The organism is Gilliamella sp. W8145, from assembly GCF_016101145.1.
In the GTDB taxonomy this organism is placed as follows: Bacteria; Pseudomonadota; Gammaproteobacteria; order Enterobacterales; family Orbaceae; genus Gilliamella; species Gilliamella apis_A.
Genome location: NZ_JACFRC010000001.1, coordinates 275,425 through 297,793 on the forward strand (window position 1 = coordinate 275,425; position 22,369 = coordinate 297,793).

Below are 22,369 nucleotides of genomic sequence, written 5' to 3' on the forward strand. Positions count from 1 at the left end.
GTCGTTAGTTTGCTGCATCAACTGATTTTAATTTACGAATGAGCTCTTTAGCTGCTTGCTTATACATTTCATCCTCAATCAAATTTTGTTCTACTGTCTTAGCTAATGCTGCTGCTGGATTATCAAAGAAGGTACGGAATATGCGAACGTTAATTGGATGAATTTGTTCACCAGCAATGACAACTTGCGCTTGAACTGTCAATACTAACTGATATTCTGCTGCTTTACCATCTTGATAGATTGATATAGTGTTTTTATCCAATGAATCTGTGACTATACGCAATGACGGATATTTAGCTTTATTATTGCTATTAACTAATGTAACTTTATTATCGCGTAGTAACTCTTTCACATCCCTTGACAATCGACCGTATGGATCACCACTTTCATAAGACAGTGTCTTAAAGCGAGTAGGAACCTCAGGTTCATATTGCAAATGAAAACCGCATCCAGACAACGATATTGTCAATAACATCAAAGCCAAATATTTTTTCATTGGTATCATCACCTATCTCTTAGTTATTCAACATTATTAACCAACAACTAGATTCAATAATTTGCCAGGCACATAAATAACCTTACGAATTGTCGTATCAGTTAAATATTTTTGAATGTTTGGCTCTTGTTTAGCTTGTTCGACTACAAAATCTTGTTCGGCATCTGCAGGAACGGTAAATTTACCACGCACTTTACCATTGATTTGTACAACAATTAATTTTTCATCCTCAACCATTGCCGATTCATCAGCAGTAGGCCAAGATGCATTATCAATGGTTTCACTATGACCTAATGCCTGCCACATAACGAAACAAGCGTGAGGCATCATAGGATAAAGTAATCTTACAACTGCATTTAATGATTCATTCATTAATGCACGGTCTTGCTCTGTATCTTGTGGCGCTTTTTGTAAGCGGTTCATAAATTCCATTACTGCTGCAATTGCTGTATTGAAGGTTTGACGGCGACCAATATCATCACTGACTTTAGCAATCGTTTTATGTAGTTCACGACGTAACGCTTTTTGATCGGCTGTCAATTTAGATAGATCAAGAGTTGTTGTTTTACCTAGTTGAGCATGTTCATATACTAAACGCCATACACGTTTAATAAATCGATTCGCACCTTCCACACCAGATTCTTGCCATTCAAGCGTCATATCAGCTGGAGAGGCAAACATCATAAATAATCTAACGGTATCAGCACCATATTTTTCAACCATCTCTTGTGGATCGATACCATTGTTTTTTGATTTAGACATCTTAGTCATACCAGCATGAACAAGTTCATTACCTTTACTATCTGTGGCTTTAGCAATACGACCTTTGTCATCACGTTCAATAGTGACTTCAGTTGGTGAAACCCAAATACGTTCGTTGGTAGGGCTGGTGTAATAGAACGCATCAGCTAAAACCATACCTTGGCACAACAAGCGTTTAGCTGGTTCGTCTGATTTTACTAAACCAAAATCACGCATTAATTTATGGAAGAATCTAAAATAAAGTAAATGCATGATTGCATGTTCAATACCACCGACGTATTGATCAACAGGCAACCAATAGTTTGCCGCATTTTCATCTAACATACCTTTGTCGTAATGAGGACAGGTGTAGCGTGCATAATACCAAGACGATTCCATAAAGGTATCAAAAGTATCTGTTTCACGCAGTGCCGGTTGACCATTAACCATCGTTTTTGCCCAATTAGGATCTGCTTTAATCGGACTAGTAATGCCATTCATTTCAACATTTTCTGGTAAAATGACTGGCAATTGATCTTCTGGTGTTGGGATTGTTGTGCCATCTTCAAGTGTCACCATGGGAATTGGTGCACCCCAATAACGTTGACGAGAGACGCCCCAATCACGTAAACGATAATTTACTTTACGATTACCAATACCTAATGCAATAAGTTTATCTGCGATAGCATTGAAGGCTTGTTCAATATTCAGGCCGTCAAACTCACCAGAATTAAATAATTTACCATGTTCAGTATAAGCTTGCTGTGATAGATCAGGTGCTTGATCATCTTGTGTTAAAATAACAGGTTTAATTGGTAGATTATATTTTGATGCAAACTCATAATCACGTTCATCATGACCAGGCACCGCCATCACCGCTCCTGTGCCGTATTCAATTAATACAAAGTTAGCAATCCAAACTGGAACTTTTGCACCAGTTAATGGATGGATAGCAAAAAATCCTGTTGCCATACCTTTCTTTTCCATTGTTGCCATGTCGGCTTCAGCGGTTTTAGTCGTTTTGCATTCAGCAATAAAGTCAGCAATTTTTGGATTATTTTGTGCAGCTAATTGAGCAAGTGGATGTTCCGCAGCTACCGAAACAAAACTTACACCCATTAAAGTATCAGGACGAGTAGTATAAACACGTAACTTATCGCTATAGTTTTCAACGGCAAAATCAAACTCTACACCTTCAGAACGACCAATCCAATTTCGTTGCATTGTTTTGACTTGTTCTGGCCAGCTTTCAAGGGTATCTAAATCATTCAATAACTCATCTGCATATTCAGTGATTTTGATAAACCATTGTGGAATTTCTTTACGCTCCACCGGTGTATTACAGCGCCAACAACACCCCTCAACCACTTGTTCGTTAGCTAATACAGTCTGGTCGTTTGGACACCAGTTAACAGCTGAAGTTTTTTTATAAACTAAACCTTTTTCAAATAGTTTGGTAAAGAACCATTGTTCCCATTTGTAATACTCAGGACGGCAAGTTGTTACTTCACGATCCCAATCATAACCAAAACCAAGTAGCTGTAATTGCTTCTTCATGTAAGCAATATTTTCATAAGTCCATTTGGCTGGCGCTGTATTATTTTTAACTGCTGCGCCTTCGGCTGGTAAACCAAATGCATCCCAACCGATTGGTTGTAATACATTTTTACCATTCAAACGTTGATAGCGTGAAATAGTGTCACCGATAGTGTAATTTCGGACATGACCAAGATGTAAACGACCTGAAGGGTATGGAAGCATCGACAGACAGTAATACTTCTCTTTAGATGGGTCTTCAGTAACGTGGAATGTTTTGTCTTCTTGCCAATGTTTTTGTACTTTGGCTTCAATTTCATCTGGGCGATATTGTTCTTGCATGACGAATTAATGTCCTATCTATTATTGCTAATAAAAATAATTTGCTAATTGTATTGGTTATTGAAGTGTTTTACAAACGTTATGTGAATTGTAAGATTGATTTATTAGGAATTAAAAGATGTAATTCGGATATTGTGCATTAGTAAAAAGCATAAAAAAAGCGGGTTATGCCCGCTTAGTAAATAATTTAGCCACCATTGAAGACACTAGTAAATTTGGAGAAGAATGATTTTTGTTCTTCTTTTGGTATGTTTTCCAAATTGGCCTGAATAAGTTGATCAACTTTTTGACTTTCATCAACTAAACCTAATTCATTGTAAGCATCGCGCATTAATAATAGAGCGCTCTTAGTAGAATCAGTATCAGGGAATAAGGCTAACATTTGGGTAACCCGATTAATCACGGCAACATATGCACCACGTTTAGTGTAGTATTGCGATACTTTTAACTCATGACGAGCGATACGGTTTTTCAAAAATACTAAACGCTTTTTGGCATCAGCTGCATAACTACTATTTGGAAAACTAGCTACCAAATAAGTAAAATCTTTAAATGCAGCCATGGCAAACTCAGGATCACGATCTGAACGATCGACATTAAACCACCCCTGAATTGTATTATCATTCTGCGCCATATTAGAAATTCCGCGCATGTAAATAACCCAATCGATATTTGGGTGCGTTGGGTTCAATTTCAAAAAGCGGTCAATTGATGCAATGGCTAGTGGATAATCCGCTGTTTTATAGTAGGCATAAATTAAATCTAATTGAACTTGTTGTGAATAAGGTCCAAATGGATAATTTTTATCGATAGCCTCTAAAACACTAATACTGGATTTGATATTTCCACTCTCAAGCTCTGTTTTAGCTTTATTGTGGAGCTCAATCTCTGGCACATTTTCAACATCATGCTTTGTACTTGTACAGCCAATTAGCATGCTACTTAAAGCGATAGCTAACACAGTTTGTAGACGCAATTTCATTCAGTTTTCAATCCAAAATATAATTAAACATTAAAGGCGATGATTGGTATATAATACTCTAAAACATAACAGCTTAAAATAGATAAATTACACATGCACAAGTTAAAACTAACATCTGAAATCGAACAAACTCAGCTTGGAATGCGATTGGATCAGGCTTTGTCCGAGCTTTTTCCTGATTATTCTAGGTCAAGAATTAAAGAATGGATTATAAATAATAAAGTATTAGTGAACAGTAATATTGTAAATAAACCTAAAGATAAAGTACTTGGTGGTGAAAAAATATCCATTGAAGTTGAAATTGAAGAAGAAACCTATCATCAACCAGAAGATATAAAACTTAATATTGTTTATGAAGATGATCATATTTTGGTCATTAATAAACCACGAGATTTAGTTGTTCATCCTGGAGCGGGGAATCCAAATGGTACTGTATTGAACGCACTACTTTATCACTATCCAGATATCTCAAGGGTGCCAAGAGCAGGTATTGTTCACCGTCTAGATAAAGATACAACAGGTTTAATGGTTGTTGCTAAAACCATTGAAGCACAAACTCATTTAGTTGAATCATTACAACTTCGTGAGATAACTCGAGAGTATGAAGCGGTTGCTATGGGGATCATCACTGCTGGTGGAACCGTAGATCAACCAATTACTCGCCATCCAACTAAACGGACCCATATGGCGGTTTTTCCAACTGGAAAGCCTGCAGTAACCCATTATCGAGTAATGGAAAAATATCGTCTACATACTCGATTACGTTTAAGACTGGAAACGGGGCGTACCCATCAAATTCGTGTACATATGGCACATATTGCGCATCCATTGGTCGGTGATCCTCTTTATGGTGGTCGACCACGGCCACCGAAAGGCGCTAGCGAATCATTTATCCAAACTCTGCGAGATTTTGATCGCCAAGCCTTACATGCCACTATGTTACGTTTATATCATCCAATTACTGGCGAACTAATGGAATGGCATGCACCAATACCTGAGGATATGCAAAAATTAATACAAGAGTTACAATCAGATACAGAACTTCATAAAGATGAACTTGATTGGTAATAGTTATGATTAAATCAATTTATCCCTATTGGCCAGCACCGACAAATATTCGTGCTTTTACTACAACTCGCATCGGTGGTGTGAGTTCTACGCCGTTTGATAGCCTAAATTTAGGTAGCCGTACTGGTGATGATTTGAATGATATTGTTGAAAATCGTCGTCTTATAATTAGTGCTGAAAAAATTCCTAGCGAACCTTATTGGCTAAATCAAACCCATAGCACAACCGTACTTGATATTTCAGAAATTCAATTACAGCCGGCAACTGGATTAATTGGTAGTAGTGAGCGATTTGAAGCTGATGGATCATATACTCGGCAAGTTAATCAAGTTAGTGTTGTCTTAACGGCTGATTGTATGCCTGTACTATTTTGTTCAATTGAAGGCAATGAGGTCGCCGCCGCTCATGCTGGTTGGCGTGGGCTTTGTCATGGTATTTTAGAAGAAACGGCAAAGAAATTTTATTGTAAGGCTAGTGATATCATCGTTTGGCTTGGTCCAGCAATTAGCGCTACAAAATTTGAAGTAGGTGGTGAAGTGAAAAAGCAGTTTGAAGCTTACGATGCAAATGCGCATCATGCATTTAAACTAATTGATGCCAAACAACAAAAATATTTAGCAGATCTTTATATGATTGCCAAACAGCGATTAAACTCAATCGGAATTAAGCAAATTTATGGTGGTAACTATTGTACCTATAGTGAGCGAGATCTGTTTTATTCATATCGTCGAGAAAACAAGACCGGAAGAATGGCAACAATGATCTGGTTTGAGAAAAATTAAACCAGCGGTGACAATTATCATGCCTCTTGTTGTAAATTTAACTAAGATATCTATTCATTATCTTCTTCGTAATGACTAATGAAGAGTGGTAAAATTGATATGCCGGTTAACTCATTTCCCAATCAATATGATGAAACTCAACCCAAGCATTGCCATGCGCTGAATAAACATATATGAATAATAAACCGACGAAAATACGATAAAACATCACCATCATCAATAAAAAAATATTGGTCAATAATAACGCTATCTTATTAAAGATTAAAGCCTAACTTATGGATAAGATTGATTTTTTATGTTTAGTTGTTAATCGTAAAAGATTACTCAATATTGGCAAATTTATGTGTTTGTAGGCTTAACATCCATTTATTATCAATACGTTTATGATTAATCTTACCTAACAACTCAATGGTATCAAACATATTCATCTCACCATTGACTTCGCAAGGTGACAAATAGTAACGCTTAGCTTGAATATGCTGCTCAATATAGTAACAAAAATCGATAAATCCCGTCTGTTTCTCTGCGACAATTCTTATTTCACTAGCTGTTGGTTGCAAAATTTTTTGATAACGATGGTGATAACAAAATTTAGGACTCAGTGCAATATAATCAATCAGCGGATCTACTTTACCTAGTCCATTACTCTCAATAGCGATATAATAGCCAGCTTGTTTTAAATGCGTTAATAATGAAGATAACTCTTTAACCATTGTGGGCTCACCACCGGTAATGATAATATTGCTACTTTTATATTGCTTAACTTTTGCAACTATTTGCTCTAACGTAAAACGTTGAAATTTGCGGAAATTAGTATCACACCAACTACAATTTAAATTACAGCCAGCAAAACGAATAAAAATAGCTGGCATACCAGTGTTATAACCTTCGCCTTGTAAAGATTCGAAGATTTCAACAATACGATATTCGATCATTTTTCGCTCCGATGATACTCACAGTAAGAAGTAGGGGTTTCCCAAAGCTTAATCATCGACACGGGTAGAAATTGTGATAAGTGGTCAAAAATAAATTTACTCATTCCTTCTGCAGTAGTGCGACAAGGAAAAGCAAAAATTTTACGTTGCATTTGCTGTAAAAGCTCAGCTATTTGCCTTTCATTAGTATTATTTTGATTATAAAGATAAGCATGATCGAGTTGGTCGATAATTTGCTGTTTTACAACTGATTTTATGTCAGCATAATCCATCACCATATCAGCACTTGAACCGTTGGTAATAAGTTCATTGCTGATTTCGACTAACAAACGGTAGGTATGACCATGTAGGTTATGACATTTTCCATTATGCCCATCCAACATATGACAAGCATCAAACTGGAACTCTTTAGCAATTTTAAACATATTTCTTTCCTAGTTTTTTTTCGTGGGATGGATTACGAACCACGGTTAGCTAATCTAACAAAATAAAGTGGCTAATATAAAGGATAAAAGCTTGAGTGTCATCCAAATTTACTAAACATTTTTGCTTAAGTGCTGGTTTTTCAAACTACTTTATCTTTTATAAAGACGCGAGTAAAATATAAACGATTTTATTGCAAAAATTCGTCAAAAATATTGTTAATCAGCTCTTGAAATTTATTCTTCCACACTCATTTAGTGATTATGCAAATGGATTAAATGTGTAACACATTTAATCCAAATTTATTGCTTAGGAGATAAATAATATGAGGTTAGATAAACTCACTAACAAATTTCAACAAGCTTTAGCTGATGCGCAATCAATCGCATTAGGTAAAGACAATCAATATATAGAGCCCATCCATGTATTATCTGCCATGCTTAATCAAGAAGGCAGTGGGATTAATCCATTACTGGTGGCTTCAGGTGCAAATATTGCGACATTACAACAAGAATTAAATCAAGCAATTGAACGTTTACCCCAAGTTCAAGGCATTGGTGGTGAAGTTATTCCATCACAAGAATTAGTAAGAATTTTGAATCTATGTGACAAATTAGCGCAAAAAAATGGCGATAGCTATATTTCATCTGAATTATTCATACTAGCTGCATTAGATGAAAAAGGTAATTTAACCGATATTTTAAAGAGAGCAGGTGTCAGCAAAGACAAATTTAGCCAAGCAGTTAACCAAGTAAGAGGGAGTGATAACGTGAACGATCCTAATGCTGAAGATCAACGTGGTGCATTGAAAAAATATACCATTGATTTAACCGAAAGAGCCGAACAAGGCAAGCTTGATCCAGTCATTGGTCGTGATGAAGAGATTCGCCGAACCATTCAAGTATTGCAACGTCGAACTAAAAACAATCCAGTATTAATTGGTGAGCCAGGAGTTGGTAAAACAGCTATCGTAGAAGGTTTAGCACAACGTATTGTTAATCGTGAAGTGCCAGAAGGTTTACGTAACAAACGAGTATTATCATTAGATATGGGGGCATTAATTGCCGGTGCTAAATATCGTGGTGAATTTGAAGAACGCTTAAAAGCGGTACTTAAAGATATCGCCAAAGCCGAAGGTAGTATTATTCTCTTTATTGATGAAATACATACTATGGTCGGTGCTGGTAAAAGTGATGGAGCAATGGATGCTGGTAATATGTTAAAACCGGCATTAGCTCGAGGTGAGTTACACTGTGTTGGTGCCACCACGCTTGATGAATATCGTCAATATATCGAAAAAGATCCGGCATTAGAACGTCGTTTTCAAAAAGTATATGTAGCAGAACCCTCAGTTGAAGATACCATTGCAATATTGCGTGGTTTAAAAGAACGTTATGAACTGCATCATCATGTGCAAATTACCGATCCGGCAATTGTTGCAGCAGCAACCTTATCGCATCGTTATATCTCCGATCGTATGTTACCAGACAAAGCGATCGACTTAATTGATGAAGCAGCATCAAGTATCCGTATGCAAATGGACTCAAAACCAGAGTCATTGGATCGGCTTGAACGACGTATTATTCAGCTCAAACTTGAACAACAAGCGCTCAAGAAAGAGTCTGATGATGCAAGTAAAAAACGACTTGAGATGTTAAATGATGAACTTGCTGAAAAAGAGAAGGCTTATGCATCACTTGAAGAAGAGTGGAAATCAGAGAAGGCTGCGCTTTCGGGTACTCAAAATATCAAGGCCGAGTTGGAAAAAGCACGTACTGAAATAGAACAGGCTCGCCGAATGGGCGACTTAAACAAGATGTCCGAACTACAGTATGGCAAAATCCCAGAATTAGAGAAGAAACTAGCAGCAGCCACACAGCTAGAAGGTAAAACTATGAAGTTATTGCGTAACAAAGTCACCGATAACGAAATTGCTGAAGTTTTATCGAAAGCAACAGGTATTCCTGTATCGAGAATGCTAGAGAGTGAAAAAGAAAAACTGTTACATATGGAAGACGCCCTACATAAACGTGTTATTGGTCAAAATGAGGCGGTTGTTGCTGTGGCCAATGCTATTCGTCGTAGTCGAGCAGGGCTTTCTGATCCGAATAAACCGATTGGTTCCTTCTTATTCTTAGGACCGACAGGTGTTGGTAAAACAGAACTTTGCAAAGCATTGGCTAACTTTATGTTTGACAGTGAAGATGCTATGGTACGTATCGACATGTCTGAGTTTATGGAAAAACATTCTGTAGCTCGATTAATCGGTGCACCTCCTGGTTATGTTGGTTATGAAGAAGGAGGCTATCTCACTGAAGCAGTGAGACGACGACCATACTCTGTTATCTTACTCGATGAAGTCGAAAAAGCACATCCAGATGTTTTTAACATCTTATTACAAGTATTGGATGATGGACGATTAACTGATGGACAAGGTCGTACTGTTGATTTTCGTAATACAGTAATTATCATGACATCTAACTTAGGTTCTGATCTGATTCAAGGTCAAGTCGAACTGAGTTACGACGAGATGAAAGCGTTAGTCATGACTGTGGTAACTAAACACTTTAGACCGGAGTTTATCAATCGTATTGATGAAACTGTGGTATTCCATCCATTAGGACAAGAAAACATCAAAGCAATTGCGAAAATTCAATTAGCTCATGTTGAAAAACGTCTTGATGAGCGTGGATATGAAATGGATATCTCTGATGCCGCACTGGAACAATTAGCTAAAGTTGGTTTTGACCCAATTTATGGTGCAAGACCATTAAAACGTGCAATACAACAAGAGATTGAAAATCCATTAGCACAACAGATTCTATCTGGCAAATTAGTTCCGGGTAAAACGATTCATCTAGATTTGGATGATGGTAATATTGTTGCCAAACAGTAAAGCTACTTATTGATTGGTTGTCGAAATTACAACAATATTAATAAAGCCAAAAAGCCTGAAAATTAATTTTCAGGCTTTTTTATTTATAGCATTAGTATTCCTATTTATGAAAAAATCAAACTCATTTAATTAGATAAAAAATTGAGGAAAGGGGTTTTTAGTTTATCAAAACTAAATTATGTAATCTTTGTGATTAAATATAAAATTGAAAATAACTTAATTTAACAAAGAAGACCTAGACTTTAGGTGGACTTCTTATTTTTCTATAATTTAATATCAAAGATCGTACTTAGTCGTATATATAACCAGGTATTAATTTACCTTTGTACCATACTTTATCATTATAAAGAATATTATCTTCACCTATTACACTAGGATTTTCAGTATAAATATTATTACGATTAAGTAAACAATTATTATATTCTAAATCAGTGCATTGACGATTTTGCTTACTATCGAAATTATAATAATGGCAGCTATTGCTTTTATTAACATATCGATAATTATGATAATCGTAAATCGCAGTTATTTTGGTTAAGACTCTGTGATTTTGATCATCAAAATCATAACAGTCTTTACTGCCTTCAGCCGATCTATCTTTTGGATTAAAGATTATATCACTGCCCCAAAGATGAGTTGCGATAAATTTATTATGATGGTTGATATAATAATCATAATTGGAACCTCGTCTAGCATTAAATTTGTAACGTTCAATTGCTAAATCTGCAACGCCATCAAAATTAATATCTTGTAGATGAATGCTATAAATTGAATTGTAGCTATAATTCAAATTTTCGATTTTTTGTAATAATTTGTTGGATGCTTGCTCATAAATATTAATTCCATATAACTTAATCTTTTCATTTTTTTGTTTTCGTAATACAGCGGTAAAGTAGATGTTTTCTAAGCTATCATATTGTAATAATTCAATATTATTAAATTCGCTGCTAATATCTTCTTCATTGATGAAAAAATCTCTTTGCAATTTGATCGGCTTTAAGCGTTGTTGATGTTCATCAAACCAAACCCCAGTTAACTCATGATTTAAAATTATATAGTCACCGCCATAGTCATCAGTTTGATCAAATTTAATATTATCTAATTTAATATAAGAGCGTTGGTTATTATTAGTATTTGAAGAATTTGTATTATAAAAAACGACACTTTTGTTATCTACATTAAATGAACTTTGATCTAGTACCAAAGACTGCCAAAGTTGGTGAGGATTACGCTTATCAATTAAGAAATGTAACGAAGTAATGCTACTATTGAAATATAAAGTAATATCTTTATTGGAACTATTGTCAGTAAATGCATAAATTGCACATCTACCTGAGAACGAAAGACAAAGACAAATTAAAAACAATATATTTTTCATATTAATAATCATTCAAAATGATTGCTTTTTTATGATCTAGCAACATTTGAGAAAAGAATTTTTTAATTATCAAAATTCTTAGTTTTAGTATCCATTATAATTAGCAATCAGTTTATTTTACATCCATTGAATTATTATTACTTTTATCAACTTAATAGTCACTACATAACACAAAATATTTTTAAAAGAGATTCAATAGTCATTTTAGCAAAATTGATCATTCTAAATAGTACAAAAGTACATAATCAGAATTTTACTTTACATATCTTGACAAAAATTAGCGGGTCAAAGTTTGAATAAACAGATGATTTTCTTTATACTTTTTAATCAAATGAAAGTGATTTTGTTGAATTAAAACAATGATATGTCATAGCAAGGGACTGAAAAATGTTAAAATACAATTATTTAAAAGCCAACCAGCCACGTCTATTTGCAATTCAACACTTATTGCCTTCTTTTAAAGAAAATCTTACCGTTAAAACATATTCAGTTAATTTACATTTACCCTCTCACTTTCTGTGTTTAAAACCAATATTATTCTCCATATTAGCTATAACAAGTTTATTAACGATACTCGTTAATTCAGCACATGGTTTAAATATAACTACCGCTAATGAAATTCATGGTAGTGCTCCTTATCTCACCTATGATGGAGGTATCACTAAAGCGGATAGTACAGAAAGTTTATTGGGTATAACTTTATCCGATGGAAAAGTCATCAATGCGTTAAATGATGAATCAAGTCTAACAAATCCAATTGAATTACCGCATCAAGAAGATACTTATGCAAGTATTCAAACCATCGTTCCGTTACCAACAGCGGGTAATAGTAATTATCCTATAGTAAATATGACAGATTTACTGAAAGCACCGTATAACTATTTTGGTGATGATGATGGTGATGGTTATGCTAGTAACGGTAATGTCATAGCGACGGCGACAGGTCAAATCAGTTTAAAATGGGAGGTGCTAAAACCCGGATTTACTGATGTTAATGCCAAAGACGCTTTTATGGATATTACCTCAACTGTTAAAAACAATCCTAATGCTGTCGTTAGTTTGTGTAATAGCCTTTATCGCTTAACTATAAATGCCAGTGATGGCGAGTTAAAGACAATGTATGGTCAGCCAAATAAGAGTTATTTTATTGGTGCAAATCATTATTATTATTTTAAAGCAAATCATTCCTCGCCATCAGTCTGTTATGTTCAACCCAATCTGGCTCTTGATAATGCTTCGAATAATGAAACATGGATATCATTAGATGGTCCGTTATGGGATTCGGCAAAATCTGTTAATGGGAATTATAGAGGCTATCCAAGTCAAGGTTATAGAGTAATAAATGCTAGTAATAGTGGTAATTATTATGGTCCTGAAAGTGTAACTCGCAATAATTTTCCAAGTACTGGATCACATGGTTTACATTTTTATGTATTACTCGCAGGTATAAAACCAGATGAAGTATTAGCAGCTAATGGCAGTACGGTAAAAGCTGTAGAAGGTGGTAATGTGAGTTTATCGTTAAGTGTGGGTAAAACAGAAAATTGGGAGCATAAGTATAAAGGAGTAAATCCATATGGTGCAGTTCAAACGGCATTAAAAGTAAAGTTGGTTGGCCCACGTTATAATTCCATAGATAAAAGTTTTAAACCTGCGACATTTAGATTATATGCAGATAGTGGTAAGAGAAAGTTATTATATGAATTTAAATTAATGCGTTGGTATATCACTGAGCCATATGTTAGTTATGGAACGGCTAAAGATGCTTATTATCGAGAGCAAGAGCTAGCAAAAAATCATTGCAAAAATTTGGGTAGCAATTATTACTTACCTGACATTAATGACTTGACTAATGCTGATGGATTTGGTGATTTTTGGATGGGTGGAGTTCCTAATCAATTTAGTGGAGCTCTTCGTCAGCTAAGTTATGTAGATTTTTTAGGAAAATGGGCTGGGGGAATCAATAATGAATGGGGGTGTTTGAGCTGTTCTGGTTATTCTGAAAGTGATTGGAACTTTGAAACTTATTGGACTACAAACATTGTTGAATATAGTACTGACGGCTGGTTTGATGGTGACCCTTTAATAGCTACTGTAGATAATGGGTTAGGATTTGCGATCCGTATTTTTCCTTTAGAAGAATTAAAATTGGGAGTAACTTGTGTAACACCATAGATTAAAACTCTTTTTGTTATAGAGAAATAAATTTTGATATAAAGGTAAATGTGAAAAAGAATACGAATCTTGTAGCACGAAGTGCTACAAGATTTGAAAATTTGTATAGATTATAATCTATTAATTATTGCATCAACCGTACTGCTATCAATTATAAATAGCTTATTAATCCTCTATCAAAATATTTTCTAAATAGCATTATAGTTAATTAGAAATTAATGTTTAGTTAGTTTTTTATTTAAAATATCCATAATAATGTAATAAATTTCATTATATTCATTAAGAAAACTCCTATTAGTAAATAATGTTAGAAATTTGAGGAAAAGGTTTTTTAACCGTATTATCTAGATAATTAATAAATATTAAAACAGTTAAATATAACAATACTCATTAGTATCAGTGTTCTTTACATATCTTGACAAATTAACTCTAATTACTATTTGATAAAATGTGCTATTTTTATTATACTGCTTTAGTCAAAAATTGGTTTATATTTTAATATAAAACAATAATATAAGTCATAATTTGCTTGGGTTAGTCAAACTGCAGTCAGTTGGAAGTTAAGTATTACTTGAAATTATTTACAATATTAATTGCAAAATATATCCAAATTATTTAATTGAAAATTGTTTTTATTCTTAATGTGAACCACTTCCCCCCCATAGCAATATTAATTTAGATAATTCATTGAATTGCAGACATTTAATTTTCAAAACTGTAGTTCTCTCAATTGAATAGTACAAGTGTGTTTTCGAGCAACCTTTGCACTATAAAGTTTGTATCATTATAGATAAAAATCAATAACAGTTGTTCTTCAAAATTAGTAAGCATAAATTAATTTATGCATGTATTACCAAATTAAATATAAAGCAAAACAGATAACCAAATTTGTTTTGATTATATTTTTGTCAGAAAAGTAATTTTATAACAATAAAACAATGAAGTGTGAATAAATGGGATTCGGAGTATGTTTAAATACAATTATTTAAAAAATAGTCATAACTTGAAATTATTTTCAATACTATTGTTGGGAATTTATTCTAAATTTGTAATTGAAAATCGTTTTATATTTTCAGTATTTAAACATTTACTACCATGCAATTTCGCTAAAGATAAATTATTATCTAGTCGTTATTTGCGGTTTTTTTTGTTGTCTTCAATTTATAGTATAGTAAAATTAACTAAGAAAATACAAAAGGTTAATTCAAATTTATTTAATCCGTTGGCAAAAATCAGTTTTTTTTTCATAATTATCACGGTTAATTCTGTTTATGCTTTGAATGTCACTACAGCTGAAAGTATACAAGGTTCTCAACCTTATTTAACTTTAGGTAATGGCAGCATTAAAGCTGATAATAGTGATTCTTTATTAAGCATTACTCTTTCTAATGGCAAAGTTATCACTCCTAGTGATGATGTTTCAAGTATAACTAATCCAATATATTTACCTCATTCAAAACAGTCTTTTACAAGGATTAGAACCATTATTCCATTCACTGAACAAGGAAATCCTAATTATCCGCAAGTGAAAATTTCTGATTTACTGGGCTCGCCGTTTAACTTTTATGCTGATGATGATGGTGATGGTTTTGATGAAAATGGTAATGTTACTGCAACAGCTAGCGGTAATATCAGTTTGAAATGGGAGGCTCGGAATCCGAAAGTGCCCGATATTAATGCTCAAAATGCGTATATTGACATTACTTCAACAGTAAAAAATAATCCTAGAGAAATGATTAGTTTATGTGATAGTCCATATCGCTTAACGATAAGTACTAGTAATGGTGAATTAAAAACTGAATACGGCAAACCTAATAACAATATTTTTACTCAAAAAAGTCATACTTACTATATAAGTGCTAAAATGTTGCCAACAGTCTGTTATGCTCAGCCGAATTTACTTTATGATAACGCTTCTTATGGCAACAATATGATCAATGTAGATTATGATGGCCCTCTTTGGGATTCAGCCAAGCTTTCAGATAATGAATATAGAGGTTTTCCAAGTAAAGGTTTTAAAGTAAGAAATGCGCATACTAGTGGTGAATATGAAGGCGAAAATTCAGTCTACAATAATAACTTTCCAAGTACTGGCTCAAATGGCTTATATTTTTATTTACTCCTTAAAGGAGCAACACCAGAAGAGATGTTAGCCGCCAATGGTAGTACGATAATCGCTAAAGAAGGTGGTAGGGTGAAGTTATCACTATCTGTTGAATCTACACCAAAATGGAGGCATGATGACAGATTACCTGCTCCCATTCCTTATTGGAATAATGAGCCAGCATTAAAAGTTACATTATCTGGACCACATAGTGGTTCTAACACTAAAACATTTAATCCCGCTACTTTTAAACTCTATACCGATAGTGCTGAGACACACACATTATATGAATTTAAAATAATGCGTTGGTATATTCCGCAACCTAAAGTTACTTATGGTGAAGGTGATGCGAGAAAATGGTCAAAGAGCGATGCGCAGTCTTATCAAGCAAAAGCTCGTGCTTATTGTTCAAGTTTAGGTGCTAATTATCGTTTGGCAAATATTAGCGACTTTACTAATGCTAATCGATATCGCTATGGCTGGAATAGCGGTATTGCTGGTAGGGGTTCTAAAGCGTATCGTCGTCAGTTAAGCTACCTTTCAGCTGGTAACTGGGTAGGTGGTATAAATAATGAATGGGGATGTTTAGTTAATGATTGGAATGCTGCAGGTAGTGATCAGTACCGTTGCAGTGGTTATTCTGGTAGTGATTGGGATTCATATGCATATTGGACTGACAATTTGGCTAAAGATGTTACTGACTCTGAGGATGAAGCAAAACCATTAGTCAATCCTATGAATGTAGGCGAACCTATGGTTTATGATTCTTATGACTATCAGTATCGGGCAGCTTGTGTTAGCCCGTAAAGTTACTTTCCATCAGTAATTACTCACCACTGTTGCCAGTGAAAAAACTGGCAACAAATTTATCCTCTTAAGTATTCAATCAAATAGAATTATTTCTAATTATTTTTATGATTAAAACATAGTGTAGACTAATAAGTTCCACTCAGTTCAACGAACAAAAAGAATTAATTGTTGTCAACGTGTTGGATAGATAATTACCTAACTGCTAAGAAGTAGATGTGTTTTTAATGATTATATAAAAATTTCTGTCAGCAACAGATATTAGGTTAGATATCAAATTTTTATATAAAAGATAAGTAACTTATTAGTGAATAGTTACTTAGTCTTTTTAATCATTAATTAAAAGGGATTTTTAGAATTTAAAAAAACCTGTTCTCAAATTTGTCTATGAAATAATTAAAACGGTTATAAAGCGTTTTAACTCTGCTTTAGATCATTACATCTAATATAAATTGTCAGAATATTAATATTAGTAAACTTAAACTACAGTCATATAAACCTGATTATTCAGTAAATTTTTAGGATCAAACTGTTGTTTAATTGTACGCATTAATTGGCGATTTGCTTCAGGAATTGCAGCATTGTAATAACTTACTTTCGCCGTTCCGATGCCATGTTCTGCAGAAGGCAATCCTCCCAATTCAAGACATTTTTGATAAAGCGCTTGGTGAACATTTTGCAGATCAGATTGCCATTGTTTGTCATCACGATTATCACGCAAAATGCATAGATGAATGTTACCATCGCCAGCGTGACCAAAGGCTAACATACGCATGTGGGTTTGTGTTTCAAGTTGTTTGGTGAAATTAATGAAATCGCTAATGCGATTTATTGGTACCACTATATCGATTGGATCTTGTTCTGTTATTGCTTCAACTGCACGTACTAACGAACCTCGAATCGTCCAGATTTGATTAGTTTGATTATTATCTTCGGCAACAAAATAGTCACAATCGCCTAAATTAGTTAATAGCAGTTTGCGTTGTTGTTCAATGGTTTGTAGATCGGAACCATCAAGCATAATAATTAGATAAGCTTGGCTATTTGGTAGCGGGAATTTAAAACCAGAGTACCGTTCGCCCCATTGTGCGACTTTACGTTCAACAAACTCCAATGCAGTCGGCGTAAGGGTATGTAGTACGGTGGTAATACTACTAATGGCTTGTTCAATAGTATTAAAACCAACAATAATGGTTTGTGATACTTTTGGTTTAGCTATCAGTTTTAAAGTACATTGCGTGATGATACCTAAGGTACCTTCACTGCCAATAAAGAGATGTTTTAAGGCTAGTCCAGTGTTGTCTTTAACATTTTTACTACCAATATTTAACACACTACCATCAGCCATTACAACTTCAATTGCTTGCACATAATCTCGAGTTACACCATATTTTACTGCCCGCATACCACCTGCATTAGTACTAATATTTCCGCCAATGGTGGCATTTTTAGCGCCCGGATCAGGCGGATAAAAAAGGTCATGTTTTTCAACAAACTGTTGTAGGTCTTGCAGTAAAATACCCGATTGTACGGTAACGGTGAATGTTTGCTTGTCCAGTTCCACAATATGATTCATTAAAGATAAATCAAGAATAATACCGCCATTAGGAATAGTCGAGCCGACTAAGTTAGTACCAGCACCACGAGTGGTAATATTAAGATTATTGGTATTAGCGTATTTAACAATCGCAGCTACTTCTGCTGTGGTTTTGGGGTAGACTAATATATCGGCATAGCCATATTTTAATTTTAAACCATCAGTTAGATGTGATTGTGGAATCGCATTTTTTGCAATGATACGTTTAGGATCTGTAATAATGTCTGTGAGTTTGTTCATGCTGAATTTCCGACTATTTATAACTTTTATCGAAGTGGTAGGCTAACTTGTCACCAAGGTATTGGATCACCATCACAATAAAAATAAGAATAATAATACATAAAATGAGGATTTCGGTTACATAGCGTTGATACCCATAACGAATGGCTAAATCACCAATACCACCACCGCCAACAACCCCAGCCATTGAGCTAAAACTAATAAGCGAAATGGTGGTAACCGTTGCGTGTCGAATCAATTGTGCCATCGCTTCTGGAAATAATATACCGAATATAATGCGGATATGCGATGCACCACTTGCTACTGCTGCTTCTATCACCCCTTTATCTATTTGACTAAATGCATTTTCAGCTAACCTAGCATAAAATGCGATAGCTGCAAGTGAAAGCGGGAAAATTACCGCTTTAGGGCCTACAGTTGTGCCGACGAGTAATGCACCCAAAGGTAGTACGGTAACCATTAAAATCAAAAAAGGAATTGAACGAGTGGCATTGATGATAAAATTAGCGATACTATTGATAATTCTATTTTTGAAAAAGAATTGATTTGACATTAAAAACAGCAATAAACCTATGAGTGTACCGAATATTAGACCAGCTAATAATGACCAACTTACCATGATAAATGTTTCGTAAGCTGCTTGCCATAACATTTGCGCCATTTCGGCAATGGTGAGCTTTATCATTAATTTATTTCCTCAATAATAACTTCTTGCTGCTCTAATTTTGTTATCAGATTTTGAATATTATCTGTTTTCCCAATAATTTCGATTACTAAATTACCTAACGCTTGGTTATCAAAATACTCTATAAAGCCATGCAAAATATTGAATGCCACTTGCGTTTCAATTGCTGATTGATATAGTATTGGTTGGGTAGTATTTTCGTTAATATAACGTAAACGTACTAATTTACCTTTGGCATTTTGTTTGATGATATCTGGTAAATGAGTGTTTTCATCAATATTGAGAAATTTTTGCGTGAAGGGCTGTTTAGGTCCAGCAAAAAGGTTAAATGTAGTGTTCATTTCCACTATTTCGCCTTGTGACATTACCGCAATTCGATGACAGATCTTTTTAACCACATCAATTTCATGGGTAATTAGTACTATGGTCAATGCAAATTTTTGATTGAGCTCTTTTAATAAATCAAGTATTGCGCTAGTGGTAGTTGGATCTAATGCACTCGTCGCTTCGTCACATAATAGAATTTTAGCATCATTGGCAAGCGCTCTAGCAATGCCAACTCGCTGCTTTTGCCCACCACTGAGTTCGGCAGGGTAGGCATTAGCCTTATCGCTTAACCCAACTAAATTAAGTAATTCGGTGACTCTATTTTTTACTGCATCTCCTTTTTTTCCGGCAGCTTTAAGCACAAATGCAATATTTTCATAGACAGTTTTCGATGACGCCAAATTAAAGTTTTGAAAAATCATCCCAACTTGAAAACGAAATGCTTGCAGTTGACGACCGCGCAAGGTTTTTATGTCAACACCATTGATAATGATTTGTCCAGAAGAGGGATCTGCAAGCCGATTAAGCGTTCTTACTAATGTACTTTTGCCTGCGCCGCTCGATCCTATAATACCGAAGATCTCGCCTTGATTAACATCAAATGAGACCTTTTTTACGGCTTCAATCACTTGCTGATTTGCTTCGAATTGTACCGAAACATCTTTTACCTGAATTAATGGGCTAGTTTGCATAATTAAAATAACTGATAATCTGGTTTTTGGAAGGTATAGAAAATACCATTTTTATCATTAATCACTTGAGCAAATTCAGGTGATTTAAGTACTTCGATAATGTCTTGGCCTAATTTATCTTTAGATTCATTGCGAATCGCAATAACATTTTTGAGATCTTTATCTAATACCTCTTGATAAAGCGCTTTTGAAAGATCTAACCCAGCACCAATCGCATAATTGCCATTAACTACTGATAATACAGCACTATCTAAAGAACGTGGTGTTTGTGGTGCTTCAATGGGTACAATATTTAAACCATAACGATTTTCGATTACGTTGTTAGGGGTGAGATTATTTTTATCCACATTTGGGTCGAGTTTAATTAATCCTGCTGCTTCTAAAATACGTAATGCACGAGCTTCATTCGTCACGTCGTTAGCTATAGTGACTTGATCACCCTGTTTTAACTGTGAAAAATCAGTAATTTTATTTGAATAAATTCCAGCGCCAGCAGTTGGTACAAAGCCAACAGCAGTGATATCTAAATTGCGCGCTTGTTTAAAGTTATTAAGGTAAGTTAAATGTTGAAACAAATTAACATCAATCTCTTTATTGGCTAGTGCTAAGTTTGGTTGGACATAATCGCTAAATTCACGAATTTCTACTTGATAACCTTTCTTTTCTAGACCTGGTGCGATAGCTTGTTTAAACATATCACCATATGGCCCAGCGGCAACACCTACCGTAATTTGATTTTCTTTTTTAGCATTGTCACAACCAGTTAAGACAATTAAAGACGATAAAATAGCTAAACTAGCCACAATTAGTTTTTTAAACATGATAATTTTTCCTTGAGTTTGGATAATCTTTCTAAAGCTGCAATTAGCGTTGGTTCTTGTTTTGCGAAATGGAAGCGAATATAGCGATATTCAGGGTGCTTAAAAAAGGCGGAGCCTGGTACGGCAGCTACACCAATCTCTCTGATTAACCATTCACAAAATTCAAAATCAGTATTAAAAGGATTAATCTCTGAAATATCAACTAAGACATAATAAGCACCTTGAGGTTCATAATAAGTAAGTCCTATGTCATCTAATCCCTTTAAAAATAAACGCCGTTTATCAGTATAGGTTTGGGTTAACTGTTGGTAATAATCTTCACCTAAGGCTAATCCTGCACAAGCTGCTTTTTGCAATGGTGCTGCAGCACCAACGGTAAGAAAATCATGAATCATCTTACAACCGTCAATAATTTTCTTATCAGCAATAATATATCCAAGTCGCCAACCAGTTATCGAATAGGTTTTCGATAGTGAGCTACAGCAAATTGTTCGCTCTTTCATATTAGGAAAACTAGCCAAATAGAGATGTTGATGTGGTGCGTAAACCATATGCTCATAAACTTCATCGGTAATAATGTAAGCATCAAACTCGATAGCTAGTTGACTAATATAGTCAAGTTCTGCTTTGGTAAATACCTTGCCACAAGGATTGCTAGGATTACATAAAATTAAAGCTTTAGCTCCTTGTTCAAAAGCTTGTCGTAGTTGTTGCTTATCAAATTCGAATGTTGGTGGAATTAGCGGTACATAAATTGGGGTAGCATCGGATAGAATCGCGTCTGCCCCGTAGTTTTCGTAAAAAGGTGAAAAGATAATAACTTTATCTTTCGGATTACAGACCGTCATCACCGCACACATCATTGCTTCGGTACTACCACATGTTACCAGCACATTTTCATCAGGATTGATATCAATATTCATTAATTTTTGTTGTTTTTTAGCTAATAAACGTCGAAATTCAGCTGAACCCCACGTAATTTCATATTGATGAGGACCATCATCCGCAGCTTGTTTTAATGCATCAATTAAAGGTTTAGGTGGGTCAAAATCAGGAAACCCCTGAGATAAATTGATTGCTTGATATTGATTAGCGATCCGAGTCATCCGACGGATAACTGAATCAGAAAAGTGATCGAGTCGATTGGCTAATTTATGCATTGTTTTTTTATTTAATAAAATTATGAAGCAAGTGATTATAATATAAAAACTTAATTTAACTGTTAAATAATATATTTATATATAGTTATATTTTTTTCTTATAACTAAATAGAGGGAAAATATTAGATCTTTTAATATTTTTGAGAAAAGCCATTTTTAAAGTGAAAAAATTAAGGAAAAGA

15 protein-coding genes, 1 pseudogene and 1 riboswitch are annotated in these 22,369 nt (G+C 34.5%); of the genes and pseudogenes, 5 read left to right on the forward strand and 11 right to left on the reverse strand.

Annotated elements, in window-relative coordinates; genetic code table 11:
- Positions 1-4: 4 nt before the first annotated feature.
- From lptE to bamD, 3 genes and pseudogenes are all read right to left on the reverse strand, one after another.
- On the reverse strand, positions 5-496 hold the full coding sequence (gene lptE / locus H3T80_RS01215) for an LPS assembly lipoprotein LptE (RefSeq protein WP_198199379.1): 492 nt from the start codon (positions 494-496) through the stop codon (positions 5-7).
- A gap of 36 nt (positions 497-532) precedes the next feature.
- Positions 533-3,115: a leucine--tRNA ligase gene (leuS, locus tag H3T80_RS01220; RefSeq protein ID WP_198199388.1), complete on the reverse strand. Its 2,583-nt coding sequence runs from the start codon at positions 3,113-3,115 to the stop codon at positions 533-535.
- Between the two features lie 259 nt (positions 3,116-3,374).
- A pseudogene (gene bamD, locus H3T80_RS01225) lies at positions 3,375-4,097 on the reverse strand (outer membrane protein assembly factor BamD); the annotation flags it as partial.
- Between the two features lie 93 nt (positions 4,098-4,190).
- Between bamD and rluD the strand changes: the two are divergent.
- Together rluD and pgeF are read left to right on the forward strand one after the other, a co-directional pair.
- Positions 4,191-5,165, forward strand: a complete 975-nt coding sequence (gene rluD / locus H3T80_RS01230; protein ID WP_198199402.1) for a 23S rRNA pseudouridine(1911/1915/1917) synthase RluD — start codon at positions 4,191-4,193, stop codon at positions 5,163-5,165.
- 8 nt (positions 5,166-5,173) lie between these two features.
- Positions 5,174-5,947: a peptidoglycan editing factor PgeF gene (gene pgeF, locus H3T80_RS01235; RefSeq protein WP_370548246.1), complete on the forward strand. Its 774-nt coding sequence runs from the start codon at positions 5,174-5,176 to the stop codon at positions 5,945-5,947.
- A gap of 320 nt (positions 5,948-6,267) precedes the next feature.
- Here pgeF and H3T80_RS01240 read toward each other — a convergent pair whose 3' ends face one another.
- Both H3T80_RS01240 and queD read right to left on the reverse strand, forming a co-directional pair.
- Positions 6,268-6,882 carry a 7-carboxy-7-deazaguanine synthase QueE gene (locus H3T80_RS01240; RefSeq protein WP_110448185.1) on the reverse strand — a complete coding sequence of 205 codons (615 nt, stop codon included), beginning with the start codon at positions 6,880-6,882 and terminating at the stop codon, positions 6,268-6,270.
- Positions 6,879-7,307: a 6-carboxytetrahydropterin synthase QueD gene (queD, locus tag H3T80_RS01245; RefSeq protein ID WP_198199413.1), complete on the reverse strand. Its 429-nt coding sequence runs from the start codon at positions 7,305-7,307 to the stop codon at positions 6,879-6,881. Before queD ends, H3T80_RS01240 begins: the two co-directional genes overlap by 4 nt.
- A gap of 3 nt (positions 7,308-7,310) precedes the next feature.
- Positions 7,311-7,356, reverse strand: a riboswitch (PreQ1 riboswitch).
- 274 nt (positions 7,357-7,630) lie between these two features.
- On the opposite strand from queD, the gene clpB reads away from it, so the two are divergent.
- A complete protein-coding gene (gene clpB, locus H3T80_RS01250; protein ID WP_086363919.1) occupies positions 7,631-10,201 on the forward strand; it encodes an ATP-dependent chaperone ClpB in 2,571 nt (856 codons plus the stop codon).
- A 289-nt stretch (positions 10,202-10,490) separates the two neighbouring features.
- Here clpB and H3T80_RS01255 read toward each other — a convergent pair whose 3' ends face one another.
- Positions 10,491-11,579 carry a hypothetical protein gene (locus H3T80_RS01255; RefSeq protein ID WP_198199415.1) on the reverse strand — a complete coding sequence of 363 codons (1,089 nt, stop codon included), beginning with the start codon at positions 11,577-11,579 and terminating at the stop codon, positions 10,491-10,493.
- A gap of 387 nt (positions 11,580-11,966) precedes the next feature.
- On the opposite strand from H3T80_RS01255, the gene H3T80_RS01260 reads away from it, so the two are divergent.
- A complete protein-coding gene (locus tag H3T80_RS01260; protein WP_198199417.1) occupies positions 11,967-13,754 on the forward strand; it encodes a hypothetical protein in 1,788 nt (595 codons plus the stop codon).
- Between the two features lie 1,276 nt (positions 13,755-15,030).
- Positions 15,031-16,665 carry a hypothetical protein gene (locus H3T80_RS01265; RefSeq protein WP_198199419.1) on the forward strand — a complete coding sequence of 545 codons (1,635 nt, stop codon included), beginning with the start codon at positions 15,031-15,033 and terminating at the stop codon, positions 16,663-16,665.
- A 478-nt stretch (positions 16,666-17,143) separates the two neighbouring features.
- On the opposite strand, the gene H3T80_RS01270 is transcribed toward H3T80_RS01265, so the two are convergent.
- From H3T80_RS01270 to H3T80_RS01290, 5 genes are read right to left on the reverse strand one after another with little or no spacing between them, the layout of a single operon-like run.
- On the reverse strand, positions 17,144-18,502 hold the full coding sequence (locus H3T80_RS01270) for an FAD-binding oxidoreductase (RefSeq protein ID WP_198199421.1): 1,359 nt from the start codon (positions 18,500-18,502) through the stop codon (positions 17,144-17,146).
- Positions 18,503-18,515: 13 nt separating this feature from the next.
- A complete protein-coding gene (locus H3T80_RS01275; protein WP_367274791.1) occupies positions 18,516-19,187 on the reverse strand; it encodes a methionine ABC transporter permease in 672 nt (223 codons plus the stop codon).
- Positions 19,187-20,206 (reverse strand): methionine ABC transporter ATP-binding protein, encoded by a 1,020-nt coding sequence (locus tag H3T80_RS01280; RefSeq protein ID WP_198199438.1) that lies wholly within the window; start codon positions 20,204-20,206, stop codon positions 19,187-19,189. Before H3T80_RS01280 ends, H3T80_RS01275 begins: the two co-directional genes overlap by 1 nt.
- Positions 20,207-20,208: 2 nt before the next feature.
- On the reverse strand, positions 20,209-21,027 hold the full coding sequence (locus H3T80_RS01285; RefSeq protein ID WP_198198955.1) for a MetQ/NlpA family ABC transporter substrate-binding protein: 819 nt from the start codon (positions 21,025-21,027) through the stop codon (positions 20,209-20,211).
- A complete protein-coding gene (locus tag H3T80_RS01290; RefSeq protein ID WP_198199440.1) occupies positions 21,012-22,187 on the reverse strand; it encodes a pyridoxal phosphate-dependent aminotransferase in 1,176 nt (391 codons plus the stop codon). Before H3T80_RS01290 ends, H3T80_RS01285 begins: the two co-directional genes overlap by 16 nt.
- Positions 22,188-22,369 lie beyond the last annotated feature (182 nt).